The sequence below is a fragment of the Agathobaculum sp. genome, assembly GCF_022775115.1.
Lineage (GTDB): Bacteria > Bacillota > Clostridia > Oscillospirales > Butyricicoccaceae > Agathobaculum.
Window position 1 is genome coordinate 18819 of the sequence record NZ_JALFLA010000052.1, and the last position, 15061, is coordinate 33879.

Annotated in this window: 17 protein-coding genes; 8 read left to right on the forward strand and 9 right to left on the reverse strand. The window is 62.9% G+C overall.

What is annotated here, in order from left to right; all coding sequences use genetic code 11:
• Positions 1 to 53: 53 nt before the first annotated feature.
• Positions 54 to 545, reverse strand: a complete 492-nt coding sequence (locus tag MR935_RS06340) for a COG2426 family protein (protein WP_290572038.1) — start codon at positions 543 to 545, stop codon at positions 54 to 56.
• A gap of 151 nt (positions 546 to 696) precedes the next feature.
• Between MR935_RS06340 and MR935_RS06345 the strand changes: the two genes are divergently transcribed.
• Together MR935_RS06345 and MR935_RS06350 are read left to right on the forward strand one after the other, a co-directional pair.
• Positions 697 to 1047 carry a PadR family transcriptional regulator gene (locus MR935_RS06345; RefSeq protein WP_290572040.1) on the forward strand — a complete coding sequence of 117 codons (351 nt, stop codon included), beginning with the start codon at positions 697 to 699 and terminating at the stop codon, positions 1045 to 1047.
• Positions 1034 to 1363: a permease prefix domain 1-containing protein gene (locus MR935_RS06350; RefSeq protein ID WP_290572042.1), complete on the forward strand. Its 330-nt coding sequence runs from the start codon at positions 1034 to 1036 to the stop codon at positions 1361 to 1363. The genes MR935_RS06345 and MR935_RS06350 overlap by 14 nt, the downstream gene beginning before the upstream one ends.
• A 74-nt stretch (positions 1364 to 1437) precedes the next feature.
• Here the strand turns inward: MR935_RS06350 and MR935_RS06355 are convergent, their stop codons facing one another.
• From MR935_RS06355 to cls, 3 genes are read right to left on the reverse strand one after another with little or no spacing between them, the layout of a single operon-like run.
• Complete coding sequence (locus tag MR935_RS06355; protein WP_290572043.1) at positions 1438 to 1896, reverse strand: threonine/serine exporter family protein; 459 nt, start codon at positions 1894 to 1896, stop codon at positions 1438 to 1440.
• Entirely contained in the window at positions 1893 to 2654 is a 762-nt protein-coding gene (locus MR935_RS06360) for a threonine/serine exporter family protein (RefSeq protein ID WP_290572045.1), read from the reverse strand. Before MR935_RS06360 ends, MR935_RS06355 begins: the two co-directional genes overlap by 4 nt.
• A 20-nt stretch (positions 2655 to 2674) precedes the next feature.
• Positions 2675 to 4201: a cardiolipin synthase gene (gene cls, locus MR935_RS06365; RefSeq protein ID WP_290572047.1), complete on the reverse strand. Its 1527-nt coding sequence runs from the start codon at positions 4199 to 4201 to the stop codon at positions 2675 to 2677.
• Positions 4202 to 4489: 288 nt separating this feature from the next.
• Between cls and MR935_RS06370 the strand changes: the two genes are divergently transcribed.
• The 3 genes from MR935_RS06370 to MR935_RS06380 all read left to right on the forward strand — a co-directional run bounded on the left by MR935_RS06370 (position 4490) and on the right by MR935_RS06380 (position 7296).
• The gene (locus MR935_RS06370; RefSeq protein WP_290572049.1) at positions 4490 to 5689 is read left to right on the forward strand and encodes a M24 family metallopeptidase; all 1200 of its coding nucleotides are present in this window, start codon (positions 4490 to 4492) and stop codon (positions 5687 to 5689) included.
• Positions 5690 to 5722: 33 nt separating this feature from the next.
• Positions 5723 to 6592, forward strand: coding sequence for a DegV family protein (locus MR935_RS06375; protein WP_290572051.1), 870 nt, complete (start codon positions 5723 to 5725; stop codon positions 6590 to 6592).
• 107 nt (positions 6593 to 6699) lie between these two features.
• A complete protein-coding gene (locus MR935_RS06380) occupies positions 6700 to 7296 on the forward strand; it encodes a dipicolinate synthase subunit A N-terminal domain-containing protein (protein WP_290572053.1) in 597 nt (198 codons plus the stop codon).
• Here the strand turns inward: MR935_RS06380 and MR935_RS06385 are convergent.
• Positions 7212 to 8027, reverse strand: coding sequence for a sporulation initiation factor Spo0A C-terminal domain-containing protein (locus MR935_RS06385; protein WP_290572055.1), 816 nt, complete (start codon positions 8025 to 8027; stop codon positions 7212 to 7214). The genes MR935_RS06380 and MR935_RS06385 overlap by 85 nt on opposite strands.
• A 75-nt stretch (positions 8028 to 8102) precedes the next feature.
• On the reverse strand, positions 8103 to 9404 hold the full coding sequence (locus MR935_RS06390; RefSeq protein ID WP_290572057.1) for a recombinase family protein: 1302 nt from the start codon (positions 9402 to 9404) through the stop codon (positions 8103 to 8105).
• Positions 9405 to 9513: 109 nt separating this feature from the next.
• On the opposite strand from MR935_RS06390, the gene MR935_RS06395 reads away from it, so the two are divergent.
• Both MR935_RS06395 and MR935_RS06400 read left to right on the forward strand, forming a co-directional pair.
• Positions 9514 to 10062 carry an NAD(P)-dependent oxidoreductase gene (locus MR935_RS06395; RefSeq protein ID WP_290572059.1) on the forward strand — a complete coding sequence of 183 codons (549 nt, stop codon included), beginning with the start codon at positions 9514 to 9516 and terminating at the stop codon, positions 10060 to 10062.
• Entirely contained in the window at positions 10059 to 10646 is a 588-nt protein-coding gene (locus MR935_RS06400; protein ID WP_290572061.1) for a dipicolinate synthase subunit B, read from the forward strand. Before MR935_RS06395 ends, MR935_RS06400 begins: the two co-directional genes overlap by 4 nt.
• A gap of 113 nt (positions 10647 to 10759) precedes the next feature.
• On the opposite strand, the gene MR935_RS06405 is transcribed toward MR935_RS06400, so the two are convergent.
• The 3 genes from MR935_RS06405 to MR935_RS06415 all read right to left on the reverse strand — a co-directional run bounded on the left by MR935_RS06405 (position 10760) and on the right by MR935_RS06415 (position 14093).
• On the reverse strand, positions 10760 to 11119 hold the full coding sequence (locus MR935_RS06405; protein WP_290572063.1) for a YmaF family protein: 360 nt from the start codon (positions 11117 to 11119) through the stop codon (positions 10760 to 10762).
• Between the two features lie 197 nt (positions 11120 to 11316).
• Complete coding sequence (locus MR935_RS06410; RefSeq protein WP_290572065.1) at positions 11317 to 12498, reverse strand: phosphodiester glycosidase family protein; 1182 nt, start codon at positions 12496 to 12498, stop codon at positions 11317 to 11319.
• Positions 12499 to 12527: 29 nt separating this feature from the next.
• Entirely contained in the window at positions 12528 to 14093 is a 1566-nt protein-coding gene (locus MR935_RS06415; protein WP_290572067.1) for a DEAD/DEAH box helicase, read from the reverse strand.
• A gap of 130 nt (positions 14094 to 14223) precedes the next feature.
• Between MR935_RS06415 and MR935_RS06420 the strand changes: the two genes are divergently transcribed.
• Positions 14224 to 15060: a putative manganese transporter gene (locus MR935_RS06420; protein ID WP_290572069.1), complete on the forward strand. Its 837-nt coding sequence runs from the start codon at positions 14224 to 14226 to the stop codon at positions 15058 to 15060.
• Position 15061 lies beyond the last annotated feature (1 nt).

Here is a 15061-nt window from a genome sequence, read left to right on the forward strand (position 1 = left end):
AAAGCGCTCCCCTCCGTCAACCGGATAAGGGAGCGCCGTTTTTATACCGTTTTTTAGAACAGCTTAGCCACGCCAAGCACGCTGTGCGAGGCGATCAGCATGATGATGCCCGCCGTTATCACGCCGCACAGGATGGACAGCAGCGCCTTGACCTTGGGCATCTTCAGCAGCGTTGCGATCATTGCGCCTGACCACGCGCCCGTGCCCGGCAGCGGGATCGCCACAAACAGAAACAGGCCGATGCGCGCGTAGCGGGTCACCTTGTCCCGCTTGGCAAGCAGCTTGTTTTTATACGCCGTGGCCAATTTGGTCAGCGGCCGCAGCGTACACAGCCAATCCAGCAGCTTTTCCCCGAATACGAGCAGGAATGGGATGGGCAGCATATTGCCCAGTATCGCCAGCGGGATCAGCGATGACACCGGCATCCCCGCGGCCACCCCCAGCGGCACCGCGCCGCGCAGCTCGACCAGCGGCACCATGGAAATTATTACGACCGCTATCTCGCGCCCCGCGCCGAGCAGCCAATCAAACAAACCGGCAAACATCATTTTCCTCCCACGCCTGCAAGCTATTGTTTATGATACCCTAATTTTTAACAAAACGCAAGGCCTGCGGCAAATTTTATGGTTGACATACCTTATACTTCGAGGTATTATCATATATACTTAGATAAACGAGGTATAGGGAGGGGTTTTCATGCCGCGTAAAAAGGACGACGCCATCTTCCCCGCCAGCAACACCCTGCTCGTGCTGGCGCTGCTGGAGGATGAGGACAAATACGGCTACCAGATCATCCGCGAGCTGGAGTGCCGCTCGGACAAGACCTTCTCCATGAAGGAAGGCACGCTCTATCCCATCCTGCACGGTCTGGAGGAGCGCGGCGAGGTGCGCTCCTACGAGCGCGCCTCCGAAGCCGGACGGCGGCGGCGGTACTACAAGCTGACCCGTCAGGGCGTCAAAACGCTCGCCCGCTGCCGGCAGGAGTGGGCGAAATTCTGCAAGCACTTCGGCAATGTGGTCGGAGGTGAAGCATGTGTGCTCGGATGAACGCATCGCCCGGTTTCTTGACCGCGTGTGCGTACACCTTGTCTGGCCGCCGTACCGCGCGCGCGTGCGGCGCGAGCTGACCGACCACATCCTGACCCGCGCAGCCTACCTACAGCGCGAGCGCGGCTTTTCCGCCGAGGAGGCGGTCGCGCAGGCCATTTTGCAGCTGGGCGATGCAGACGAAATCGGCCACGACCTGCGCCGGGCGCAGCATCCGCTCCGGCGGCTGGGCTGTGTGCTGGCCACCTGCCTGCTGTGGACGAGTATCGCGTGGTGCGCGCTGTATCTGCTGCTGTATTTTTTATCCGCGTTCTGAGAAAGCGTCCCGCCGCCGAAGAAGTCCGGTGCGGGACGCTTTTTATGGCAGCACTACATGATTGCGGTGCTGCCTTATTCTTTTCGCTCACGCGCAAGCGCCCAGACCTTGTTCGCCGTCTGCATTACGCAGGCTACCACGATCACGCCGAACGAGATCGCACCTGCCTCCTTGAGCACCAGCTCGCCATAGCGGGCAAAGTCCGGCATATCGCCCCGCACCAGCGCCAGCGTCGTATAATACAGATCGCCCCCCGGCGCGAGCGGCACCAGCATAGGCACGAGCAGCGTCAACACGGGTGTTTTGAGCAGCCGTGCCAGCACCTCGGCCAGCGCAGCAGTAGCCAGCGAGGCCGCAAAGCAGGCCGGCACACGCGCGCCGTAGCCTTGCAGCGCCAGCAGGTAAACCCCCCAGCTCGCCGCGCCCCCAAACGCCAGCGTGACCAGCCGCCTGCCGCTCACATGAAACAGCAGGCCAAACCCCAGCGAACCGACCGCCGCCATAGCGATCTGCACCAGCATCTGTTCGGTCATGCCGCGCCTCCCATCTGCAGCAGCACCAGCGCGCAGCCCGCCGCGATGGCCAGTGCGCGCAGCAGCGCCTCAAACGCGCCCAACAGGCCGCTGATCGTATCGCCCACGATCATATCCCGCAGCGAGGTGAGCAGCGCGATACCCGGGATGAGCAGCATGATGTTGCCGATCACAATTTTATCAAGCGCTTGCCCGATGCCGAGCCAAACCGTAATGACCGCAGCAAAGCACATCGCCGCTGCGCCCACCACGGTCAGCACGAGCGGCTGCAGGCGGATGCGCGCACCGGCGCGGCCGATCGCGTACAGCAGCATACTGCACAGCATGGCGGCCAAGCCGTCCCGCGCCGTGCCGCCGAAGAACACCGCAAACGAGCCGGACACCAGCAGATAGGCCAGCGGTAGCTGCCAGCGCCCCTCCTCCGGCATATGGCGGATGCTGTCGATCCGCTCCCGCAGCACGGCAAGCGGCGGCGGCGCGGCGCACACCGCGCGAGAGAGCGCGTTTACCGCCTCGATCCGGCGCAGGTCGGTGCTTCGCGCGACGATGCGGCGCGTCTGCGTCAGCGTTGCGCCGCGCGCGGTCCACGCGGTCACGATCATGCTTGCCGTAATGCTCAGCACGTCAGTGCGCACAAAGCCGTAGGCCAGCGCCATGCGGCGAATGGTGTCCTCCACCCGCGCCACCTCCGCGCCCGAAACGAGCAGTGTTTCACCCGCGTCCAGAATCGCGCACAATATCTGTTCCTCTTGTTCCATCCGCACCTCCATTGCCGCGCTTACAGCAGCGGCGCAAACAGCCGCAGCACGCTGGCCGCGATCGACCGCAGCCACGGTACCTTATGCAGCCATGCATCATCGATCTGGCGGCTGACACTTATCATATCCAGAATATCCTTCTTGACCGCGCCGACGACCGGGCTGTTGTAAAAGCAGGTCGCGCACTCAAAATGCAGGAAAAACGAGCGGAAATCCATATTGATCGTGCCGACAATCGCCGCGTCGTCATCCGAGACGATGCTCTTGGCGTGCAGAAAGCCTGGGCGGTATTCGTAGATCTTCACGCCCGCGCGGTGCAACTGCTGGTAGTATGAGCGGGTGATCAGGTACACCAGCTTTTTATCCGGGATACCGGGCGTCAGAATGCGCACGTCGATGCCCGACTGCGCCGCGATGGTCAGCGCAGTGATCATCTCATTGTCCAGCACAAGGTAGGGCGTGGTGATATACACATACTCCCGCGCGGTGCTGATGATCTGCAAATAGCTTGACTCGCCAACGTTCAAATCGTCGAGCGGCGAATCGGCAAAGGGCTGCACATAGCCCTCCGCCGGCAGCTTGACCGACGGCAGATAGGCATTGAGCGGCGGCACCGGCTCGCCCGTCACATATTGCCACATTTGCAGGAACAGTGCGGTCATATTGGCCGTGCCCTCGCCGCGCAGCATGATGCCCGTGTCCTTCCAGTGTCCAAAGCGCACCTTCTGGTTAATATACTCATCGGCCAGATTGATGCCGCCCATATAGCTGACGTTGCCATCAATAATCATCATCTTGCGGTGGTTGCGGTAGTTGAGATAGGTGTTGAGCGTCGGCACAAAGCGGTTAAAGCGCACCGCGCGAATGCCGAGTGTGGCCAGATACCGGTCATAGTGCTTGGGCAGCGTGGCGATCGAGCCGACGTCGTCATAGATCACGCGCACGTCGACCCCCTCGCGCACCTTGACTTGCAGGATATCCAAAATCGTATCCCACATCACGCCCTCCTCGATGATGAAATATTCGAGGAAAATAAAGCGCTTGGCCAGCCACAGCTCCTCGCACATCGAGGCAAACATCTCCTCACCGACGCGGAAGTAGCGCGCCTCGGTGTTGTCCCACGCGGGCATACCGACCAGCGCTTCGATGTAGTGTGCGCGTGGCGCGTGGCGCGGATACGCGCGGGCGAGCCGCTCGGTGGCGGGTGTGCGCCGGTAGATGGTGAAATCCGGCGCGCCCGGCTCATATTTATGCCGGGTGCGGGCGCGATTGAACGGTGTATTGCCCCAAAACAGGTAGAACAGACCGCCGAACAGCGGCAGCAGCAGTATGATGATGATCCATGTGATCTTATACGTTGGATTATCATATTTGCGCACCAGCCAGATCACGATGACCAAGCTCAGCACAGTGAGCAGACGCGGTCCCCAATACCAGCGTCCGCTCATCCAACCCACACCATACATCACGATCACCAGCTGCAAAATCAGCAGAAAGCCGCCGACCACCCGCCGGTCACTGATGATACGTCCCCATGTTCTGCGCATACCACGCCTCCATTTTCCACATTGTTTCTTTTTTAACATCATATCGCACCGTTCGCCAAAAGTCAACGCACGCATTGCCGCGCCGCGTGATCTGTGGTATAATAGCTGCAAAGCAGCTATTATACCAATTATTTTACAATTATACCATCAGCGGCGCATAGGCAGATGCTTTGGCTGACCAAACTGCTCGCCGCTGTGGTATAATAGCTGCAAAGCAGCTATTATACCAATTGTTTCACAACTATATCACCATCACATCTTAATGAAAGAACCGGAGAGTGAACATTTATGCCGCACACCCCTGTTCCGGCGTCCGAGCTTGCCGAACGCCTGACCCGCCTTCGCTGCGCGATGGCGCAGCGCCACCCGGACTGGTCCATGCTCATCCTTGACAACAAGATCGACCTCTATTACTTCACCGGCACGATGCAGCAGGGCGCGCTCATCCTCACGCCCGACCAAGCCGTGCTGTTCGTGCGCCGTTCGCTTGCCTGCGCCGAACAGGAGTCACAGTTTGCCGATATCCGCCCGATGAGCAGCTTCCGCGCGATCGCGGAGGCCTTCCCAAACGTGCCGGATACCGTCCACACCGCGGCCAAGACCATGACGCTGCAAAAGCAGGCGCTGCTGCAAAAGTACCTGCCCTTTACCCGGATGCAGCCGGTGGACGATGTGCTCGCCGGCCTGCGCGCGGTCAAGAGCACCTATGAGCTGGATTGTATGCGCCACGCCGGCCGCCTGCACCGCACCGCGCTGGAGGAGATCGCGCCCTCGCTGCTGCGCCCCGGTATCAGCGAGGCATGGCTGTGCGCCTCAGTCTGCACATGGCTGCTCACAAACGGCGCGATGGGCATTTCGCGCTATAACCAGCCCGCGGCCGAAGATGTGCTCGGCTTGGCCAGCTTTGGTGAGAACAGCCTGCGCGCCGCCGCGCTCGACAGCCCCTCGGGCACGGTCGGCACCTGTGTGGCCATGAAGTCGGTCGGCTCGTCCCAGCGCCTGCTGCGGCGCGGCGATATTGTGCTGCTCGATATCCCCAGCGGCTTTCGAGGCTACCACACGGACAAGAGCATCTGCTTCTATTTTGACCCGTTATCCGCCGCCGCAGACAGCGCGCGCCTGCGTGCCGCGCATGAGCAGTGCGTTTTTCTCGAGCAGCAGGCCGCCGCGCTGCTGGTGCCCGGCGCCGTTCCGTCTGAGGTGTATGAGAAAATATGCGCGCTTGTCGACCCCGCCTTCCGTGCAGGCTTTATGAACGCCTGCAAGTTCCTCGGCCACTCGATCGGTCTGACGATGGACGAGACGCCTGTGCTCGCTAAGGGCTTTGACGCGCCGCTGCAGGCCGGCATGACCCTTGCGGTAGAGCCCAAGATCGCGTTTGCGGGCATCGGCCTGATCGGCAGCGAAAACACCTATGAGATCGTCGCGGATGGCCCGGCGCGCTCGCTGAGCGGCGCGTGCAGCACCGCGTTTGAAATTTGCGGCTGAAGAACGCCGTAAAAAAGTAAGGAGAGAAAAACCATGCATCATTTTGCCCTTGTGACCGACTCCACCATCGACGAGACCGCCGCCTACTTCAAGCAGCACGACATCGGCTGCGCGCCGCTGGCCTTCACCATTGACGAGCGCACCATTGAGGAGGACTGCGGGCAGACCGTGTCTTTCCACCAGTTCTACGACCTGCTGCGGCAGGGCAAAACATCCACCACCTCGCAGGCCAAGCTCGAGACCTTTCTGCGCCTGTTCCGCCAAGCACTGGAGGAGGGCAAGGACGTGCTGTACGTCGGTTTTTCCTCCGGCCTGTCCGGCACGTTTGACGCGGGCTGCATGGCGCGCGATGAGCTTGCGCCCCAGTTCCCCGACCGCAAGATCGTCTGTGTCGACTCGCTCTCGGCCACCGGCGGTGAATACCTGCTGCTGGACAAAGCGCGCCAGATGCGCGACAACGGCTGCACCATCGAGGTGACCGCCGCCGCCATCGAGCAGATGCGCCTGCACGTCATCCATCTGGTCACGGTGGACGATCTGAACCATCTGCACCGCGGCGGCCGCCTGAGCAAGACCTCGGCGGTGGTAGGCAGCCTGCTCGGTATCAAGCCTATCATCTGGGTCGATAACGAGGGCAAGCTCGGCGTGGGCGGCAAGGTGCGCGGGCGGCAAAAGGCGATCAGCTATCTGGCCGAGCGCACCCTGCGCGAGATGACCGATAAAAATCAGGTCGTCCGCATCGGCCACGGCGACTGCCCCGAGGATGCACAGGCACTCTCCGACCTGCTCCTGCGCAATGGCGTCAAGTCGGATATCCGCTATGTCGGCACGGTCATCGGCTCGCATACCGGGCCGGGCGTGCTGATCGTGTCCTTCTTTGGCGGCGCGCGCAAGCCCGAATAAGCCCAAGCTTTTGGCCTCCCGCTTTTCGGCGGGAGGCTTTTTCCTGCCGCGCGGTCTTTCACCGCGGCGCGCGGCGGCGCATAGACTGGCGCAAAGGAGGTTTTGTTATGAACAAATCGGCGACTCTCGCGGTCGTCGGCGGCGATGTGCGGCAGGCGCATCTGGCCGCGCTGCTGCACGCCGGGGGACACGAGGTGCGCACCTTTGCACTCGAGCGCCACCCGGTCGCGGGCTGCGACCCGATTGGCGACGCGCGCAGCGGCTTCGCAGGCGTGCAGGCCGTCATACTGCCCCTGCCCGTGCAGCACGGCGACGGCCAGCTCAACGCGCCGCTGTCCAACGCGCCGCATCCGCTTTCCGATGTGCTGGACGCCATCCCGGCCGGCACGCTGACGCTGGCCGGCGCGGTACCGTTCTGGCTGCACGCGCGCGCCGTGCAGAACGAGCTGCACCTGATCGACTACTTATCCCGCGACGAGCTTGCGATACGCAACGCGGTACCTGCTTTGTTGGCGAAACGCCCCGCCGGACAGGCCCGCGCGCAGCAAAACGCCCCCGGCGCTGTCGTCCGGGGGCGTGCTTTCTGTTTGCTGCTCGCGGCGCGGTCGGCAGGCGGCGGTCACTCCGCGTGCCCGGTGTGCACAAATTCGGACAGAATACTGCAAAACGTGCTGCTGCCGATGCTGCTGTGCTCATTTGCGTAATTCTGGCCGAAGTACTTGGCCAGAATGGCCGGGTCGCTGCGCGTCCAGATCGTGTTGACCGCGTAGCGCACCACCCGCTCGACGTTTTTCTGCGTTGTATGGTAGGTCTTGGCGATTGCCGGATAGATATCCTTGGTCACACCGCTGTGCATCTGGCTGCTGAGCAGGATGGCGTCGATTATGTACAGCCGCCCCTTTTTGCCAAGCTTTACGCCAAACTCCTGTACGATCGCCGAGGCGCGCCGTCTGGCCGCAAGGCGCGCGGCCTCCTCCTGTCTCACCCGGCTGGTCTGCATCCACAGCCGCAGCTGCTCATACAGCGCCTGCGGGCGCACCGGCTTGCGCATCACATGCCCGACCTCGAGCAGCTCGCACTCCTCGCAGATCTGCGAACCCATGAACGCACTGAGCAGCAAAATGCCCACCCGCCGGTCAAAGGCGCGCACCCGCGCGGCGGCTGTCAGGCCGTCCACATGCGGCAGCTCGGTGTCCAGCACGATCAGTGCCGGCCGGCATTCCCGCACCCACTCGGCCACATGGTCTCCGTCAGTCGTCGTGCCGACCAACGCAAGCTCCTCATCCGCCACCGCCAGCTCGCACACCTGCCGCAGCGTGTTTGCATCCGCCACAGCCATAAATACGCGGAATTTACGCTCCTGCTCTATGATTGCCCGTCCCTCCCCTTGCTTTCGCTCGGCATATTGTACTTTCCTTGTATTATTTTCACACATATTGTCCGGCCGCGCAAGTGACAGCATTCGATTTTTTTGATGAAATATCGACATTTACCGACAAAAACCCACATTTCACTCAGGCGGCGAAAATGTCATCCGCGCCCCGCCGCGCAATGCGACCTCGACACACGCCCCCGTAACCGTGATCCCGGAGACAGCTTCGGCGTACACCTGCTCCGCTTCGAGCAGCTGCGCGAGCAGCCAGTCCTGCCGCGCGATCCAATCCGCCCGCGCCGCGGGCGGTTGACCGCACAGCCGCTCGGCTGCGCGCCAATCCGCGCACAGCCCCCGGACAAAACGCCCCCGGTCGGGCAGCGCCGCGTCCAATGTCCGCCGCACGCACGCACGCAGCCATGCATCCTGCGCCGCCGCGCCCCCGCAATTGCGGCATGACCAGCGCAGCCGTGTGCTGCCGTCCTTGCGCACCGCGCGCCGCGGCAGCAGCGCACGCCCGCACACGCCGCAGCGTATCCGCCCAGAGCACCAGTAGCGCGCGGAGTGCCGCGTTTTGCCCGCACCACGCCGCGCCAGCTCGCGCTGTGCCTGCTCAAACCGCGCACGACTGACGATTGCCTCGTGGTGGCCGCGCAGATAGATGGCCGGCTCCTGCCCCCGGTTGGGTACGCTGCGGTGAGTCAGAAAATCAGGTGTGCAGGTCTTTTTTTGCAGCAGGTCGCCGCAGTATTTTTCATTGCGCAGCATACGCAGCACCATGGTCGACGACCATATCCCACTTTTCGCGCGCGGCGTGGGCACACCGCTTTCGGTCAGCTCGCGCGCGATGACGTGCGTGCCTTTGCCCTCATCGAGAAACAACCGGTATACCCGCTGCACGACCGCAGCCTGCGCGGGGCGCACAGTCAGCACCCCTCCCCGCAGGCGGTAGCCGAACAACGTATCCGCGCCGAACACCACACCGCGCTCCATCGAGCGCCGCTGCCCCCATTTGACACGCTCCGAGGTCTTACGGCTCTCCTCCTGCGCCACGCTCGCCATGATGGTCAGACGGAACTCCCCCTCGCCCGCACGGGTATCAATGTTGTCGTTCAGAAAGAGTACGCCCACGCCCCACGCGGCCAGCTGCCGCGTATAGCCCAACGCATCCATCGTGTTGCGCGCAAAGCGCGAGACCTCTTTGGTCAGGACAAGGTCAAGCTCGCCCCGCTCGGCCGCCGCGAGCAGCGCGCGGAACTGCACCCGCTTTCTGGTCGAGGTGCCGCTCACGCCCTCGTCCGCCCAGATACCGGCCAGCGTCCACGTGGGATGCGCGTCGATATACGCCTGAAAGAACTGCTTTTGCGCCGCCAGCGAGTGCAACTGGTCGTCCTGATCGGTCGACACGCGGCAGTATGCCGCCACACGCAGCCGCGCCACCTCAGCGCCCCTCCTCGCACAGCGCGCGGTACACCGCCTCGCTTATCCTGCCACCGGCATACAGCGCGCGCAGCAGACCACGCCGCACACACGTTTCAAGCCGTTGATTTTGCATCCGCTCACCTCCCAAAGCATCCTATGCGGCGGCTGCGCGGGACAGAACGCCAACGAGCTACCTACCTGTGAGGGTGCCATCCAGCTTGCCATGGAGCAGACCGACCGCACGCTGCAAGGCGCGCGCTGTCTGGTGATCGGCTACGGCCGCATCGGCGCGCTGCTGGCGCACAAGCTGCGCGCGCTCGACGCCGAGGTGCAGGTTTCCGCGCGTGCAGCGTGCGATTTCGCCCGCATCGAGGCTGCCGGTATGACCGCGCTCGACACCCGCCGACTGGCGGGCAAGCTATCCGGCTTTGAGCTGATCTTCAACACCGTACCCGCGCCCGTGCTTGGCGCGGCCGAGCTGGCCGCGCTGGGGCCGTCCTGTCTCATCATTGATCTGGCGTCGCTGCCCGGCGGCATCGCACCGGACACGCCGCTGCCCACCGGCTGCAAGCTGCTGCACGCACTTTCGCTGCCCGGGCGAGTCGCGCCGCGCTCGGCCGCGCAGGCCGTGTACGAAACCGTGTGCAACATTCTGCACGAGGAGGGTGTGCTATGACTTCGCTCCGCATCGGCTTTGCGCTCACCGGCTCGTTCTGCACGTTTGCGCGCGTGCTGCGCGTGATCGACACGCTTGTGCAGCAGGGGCACAGCGTGACACCCATCCTGTCCTTCCACGCGGGCGCGCTCGACACCCGTTTCGGCGCCGCGCAGGAGTGGCGCGACAAGCTCCACCGCCTGACCGGCCGCCCCCCTATCGACAGCATCGTGGCTGCCGAGCCGATCGGTCCCAAGGCACTGTTTGACGTGCTGGCGGTCGCGCCCTGCACGGGCAACACGCTTGCCAAGCTCGCCCACGGCATAACGGACACGCCGGTGACCATGGCGGTCAAGAGCCACCTGCGCGGCGAGCGGCCGGTCGTGCTTGCCGTTTCCACCAACGATGGCCTGTCGGGCAGCGCGGCCAATCTAGGCACGCTGCTGGTCAGAAAGCATTGCTACTTCGTGCCGCTGCGGCAGGACGCGCCACGCGCCAAGCCCCGCTCGCTCGTGGCCGAGATGGAGCTGCTGCCGGATGCCATCGAGGCTGCACTGGCCGGCCGTCAGCTTCAGCCGCTGCTGCTCGCGCCGGGCGATGGCTGAGACCGTGCCGCCCTTGCCAAACCCCGGCCAGTGGCCGGGGTTTTCGCGCGCGCTCTGTCCCAAACAGGCAAAGACCGCCCGCGCTTTGCGCAGGCGGTCTTGTGTTACGGCGTTTACTCGCCGATCGGATCTTCAATCAGCGAAGCGACCTTGAAGCGATGACGATGGCCGTCCTCGCACTCGGTCATAGCCTCGACAAAGTGGACGTGCTTGCCGCAGCCCACGTCGATCGCGCCGCCGGTGCGGCCCTTGAACTCGTGGTAGTGATCCTCGTAAAAATCCGTGTGGAAGCACACTTCGTGTACATGGTCGCAGCCGCACGGTATCGCTTCGCCGCTGACAGTGGCAAAACGGTGATTGTGCGGATCGCACTCCTCCTCGGCGATCCGCACGCTGCCAATCAACTCATGCACATGCCGCTGCGGATGGTCGCACCCACACGGCGGGCAGCAGTTCATCTCAGGAAATCCCATAGCTCGCTCCCCCATTATGTGTTGTATTGCGGGGGACGCTGCCCCCATGCCATACTATGCGCGGGCGGGCGCAGGCGCAACCGTGCTATGGCCTTTCCTGCCGATAAACAAACAGTTACCCTACCACACAATAGGCACGGCAGAAGAAATGCCCACCCAGCGGCACAAATGTGCGGCCAGACGGGCAAATTCGGTTTTTACTTGACCAGAAAGGCATCCGGCAGCGTACGCCCCTCCGGGTTTTTGGACAGTGTGGTCGGCTTGGTGATCTCCCGGCCATTGTAGACCATGACCGAGGACGAGCCGCCGTCGAGCATCGAGGCCTGATACGCGCCGTAGCGCTCCATGATCTCGCCGCAGCGCTCGATCGAAATACCGAACGAGTGGAACTGCCGCCCGTCAACGACCAGCATGATGACCGTTTTGTCCTTGGCTTGGCCGATTGCGGTGCGCGGCTGCTGATCGCTCAGCCCCGAGCCGGCCACCATGTTTTCTCCGTTGATGATGAGCGCGGGATGGAACTCCACACCGTCGCGGATGTGCGAGGTGTCGCTGAACGAGCCGACCTGCAAATGATCATTCTCATCAAAGCCGATGATCTTCCAGCCGTTGCCGACCGCACCCTGCAAGCGCTCGCCCTGGCTTTTAACAAAGCCGTACGGCAGGCCGCCCGTGCCGTTTCCATTATAATCGGCAAAGCCTGAGGCGTTGATGCCCAGTATCGCGTCATACCTGCGCACCATATCGGAAACATATGAGCCATAGCTGAACAGTCCCGCGCAGGTGCCGACGATGACGCGCTCCGGCTTTTTGCACAGCGCAAGCTTGCCGGCGTACTCCATGCCAAGCGAATCCTCGCCGCGCAGCTCGGCGATCAGGATGCCGTATTCCGCGTTGACGGCCAGCACCGTGTCGCCCTGCGTGGTCTTGATGCCCGTGGTATAATCCCGCTTGTCCGCCGCGCCGATCAGATCAATGTCGATCGCGTCGTAGCCGTTTTTTATGTATTCCGGGTTCTCCTTCAAAAACTGCTCGAAGGAGTCCCGGTCCAACTCGGAAAAGGTGCGATAAAATTCCTCCCGCGGGGTGGATACCTCAGCCTCGTCCTGCCGGGTATCCTCCCACACGCTGACCGCATCCTGCTGCTTCTGGTTCATTAGATAGCGCTTGAGCATCACGTTGTTGATGATCTCCTCCGGAATGAACCATGTCGCCAGCCACTGGTGGGTCATGGTGCCCATCGCGGTTTCGATATACCACTCCCGCCAGCGGGTGACAAAGGCATTGGGCGTATACAGCAGAAAGGGGTAGACCACGGTCAGGCAAAGCAGAAAAAAACAGGTCATCCCCAAAGCTACGCGGTGTCTTGCGCCGTTCATCGTCCAGCCCCTCCTGTTTCAGCGGTTGTTTATCTGCGTCCGCGCCGACGGCCGGCCCCCCGGCGCGCAGGTGCGCTCTGCTTATCCTTCTGTCTATCTGTCGGCGTCGCTGCGCCCGCGCTGCGCGCGGCCAGTGCGGTCTCTATTTTCTGCCGGATACGTGCGGCGGCCTCCGCGCTGAGCGCATACGCCCGCGAGGGGGTGTGTGCGTCCACACGCGGCTCGTGCTTATCCGCGCTGCCGCGCCGTCCCATGCGCGGGGCAGGAGCGGCCTTGCGTCCCTGCGGTGCGGCCTGCGGCTTTTGTGCGGCTGCCTTACGTTTTTTCTGCGCCGCTGTCTTTTCCCGCGCGGCATCGGCCGCGACCTGCTCAGCCGTGGCCTTTTCCGAATACGGCGACGCCTGCTTACGGCGGGTGCGTGTATTGCTTGTCTTGCGCTGGCCGCTTTCGCGGACAGGCTCAGCCGCGCTTTCGTCCTGCCCGATCTCGCCCGCGACCGGGATACGCTTGCCGATCAGCTTTTCGATATCGGCCAGATACGGCCGCTCGCTCCTGTCGCAAAACGAAACGGCAACACCCTGCTGCCCCGCGCGGCCGGTGCGGCCGATGCGGTGAACATAGGTCTCGGGGATATTGGGTAGGTCAAAGTTGATGACCAGCGGCAGCTCGCTGATGTCGATGCCGCGCGCGGCAATATCGGTCGCCACGAGCACGGCGATCCTGCACGCCTTAAAGTCGGCCAGCGCGCTTTGGCGCTGGTTCTGCGATTTATCGCCGTGGATGGCCTTGGCCTTGAGCCCCGCGCGGTTTAGGTCGCGCGCGACGCGGTCTGCGCCGTGCTTGGTGCGGGTGAACACCAGCGTCTGATGCACATTGCTTTGACGGATGACATCGGCCAGCAGTTCCCGCTTCGCAGCCTTTTCAACAAAAAACACTTTTTGCTCTATTTTATCCGCCGGCTTGGCCGAGGGTGTGATCGAAATACGAACCGGCTTTTTGAGCAGGCTGTCGGCCAGCTCTGCGATCTCGTCCGGGATGGTGGCGGAAAACAGCAGGGTCTGCCGCGCGTGCGGCAAGTACTTGATGATGCGCTTGACATCGGGGAAAAAGCCCATGTCCAGCATCCGGTCGGCCTCGTCGAGCACAAAGCACTCGACCCGACCCAGCTTGACGATGCCCTGCCCCATCAAATCCCACAGCCGCCCGGGCGTGGCGATCAGGATCTCCGCGCCGCGGCGGATGGCCTCCACCTGCGGCACCTGCGACACGCCGCCGAAGATGACTGCGCTCGTGCAACCGGTGTAGCGCGCATATTGGCATACGTTCTCATAAATCTGAAGTGCCAACTCGCGCGTCGGCGTCAGGATCAGCGCGCGCACAGCCTCGCCCGCGCGTCCCTCCGCGCACAAGCGCTGGATGATCGGCACGGAGAATGCGCAGGTCTTGCCCGTGCCGGTCTGCGCGCAGCCGAGCACGTCCCGCCCCTCTAACAGCGGCGGGATGGCCTGCTGCTGGATGGGGGTCGGCTGTTCATAGCCGGCCTCCCGCAATGCGCGCAGTATTTTTTTATCAATGTTCAGTTCGTTGAATTTCATATAGTTCTTTCGTTTCCTTCTCCAAAATAGACGCGGCGCGGCAAATCCCGCTTGCCCGACCGCACCGGGTTGTGTTATACTGGATAAATAGTTATTGCTTGCATCCCTGTGGTAGTATGAGGTGAAAGGCTTGTTTGATATCCTGTCTGAATCGTTTGTGGATGTTGCCAAAACAGTTCCGCTGCTGCTGCTGGTCTACGCGCTTCTCTATTATATCGAGAACCGCCTGACCAGCACACCCGCGCTGCTTACGCGCGCGGCGCGGTTTGGCCCAATTGCGGGCGCGGCGGCGGGCACCATCCCGCAGTGCGGCTTTTCGGCGGCGGCCGCCGCGCTCTTTTCGCATGGCTGCCTTGCCCCGGCAACGCTGGTATCGGTCTTTCTCGCCACGTCGGACGAGGCCGTACCTGTGCTGCTGGCCGGTGGCGCGGGCGCGGCGGTCGCGCCGCTGCTGGCCGTTAAGTTCGCACTCGCCGTTGCAGGCGGCTATCTGCTCCGGCTGACCGTCTTTCGGGCACACCGGCCTGCGGACAAAGCGCCGTCCAAGCCGACGGTGAACGACTGCGGCTGCTGCGGCGGCTCTCCCGTTGCATCTGTGTTATGGCGCACGGCCAAAACGGCCTTTTTCCTATTTGCCGTGCTGCTCGCGCTCAGCCTTGTCATCGAATGGGCGGGCGAGGATCGCGTATCCGCACTCCTTTTGGCGGACAGCGTGTTCCAGCCGCTGCTGTGCGCCGTGCTCGGCCTTGTGCCGAGCTGCGCGATGAGCGTGCTACTCTCCGAGTTGTATGCCGCGGGCACGCTCAGCTTTGGCGCGCTGATCGCCGGTCTGTCCACCGGGGCGGGCTTCGGCTACCTTGTGCTGCTGGAGGACAAGGAGGGGCGGCACCGCGCGCTGCCCATCATCGCCGCGACCTTTGTGATCGCGGTGGCCGGCGGTACAGTCATTCATATTTTCTTCGGCTGAA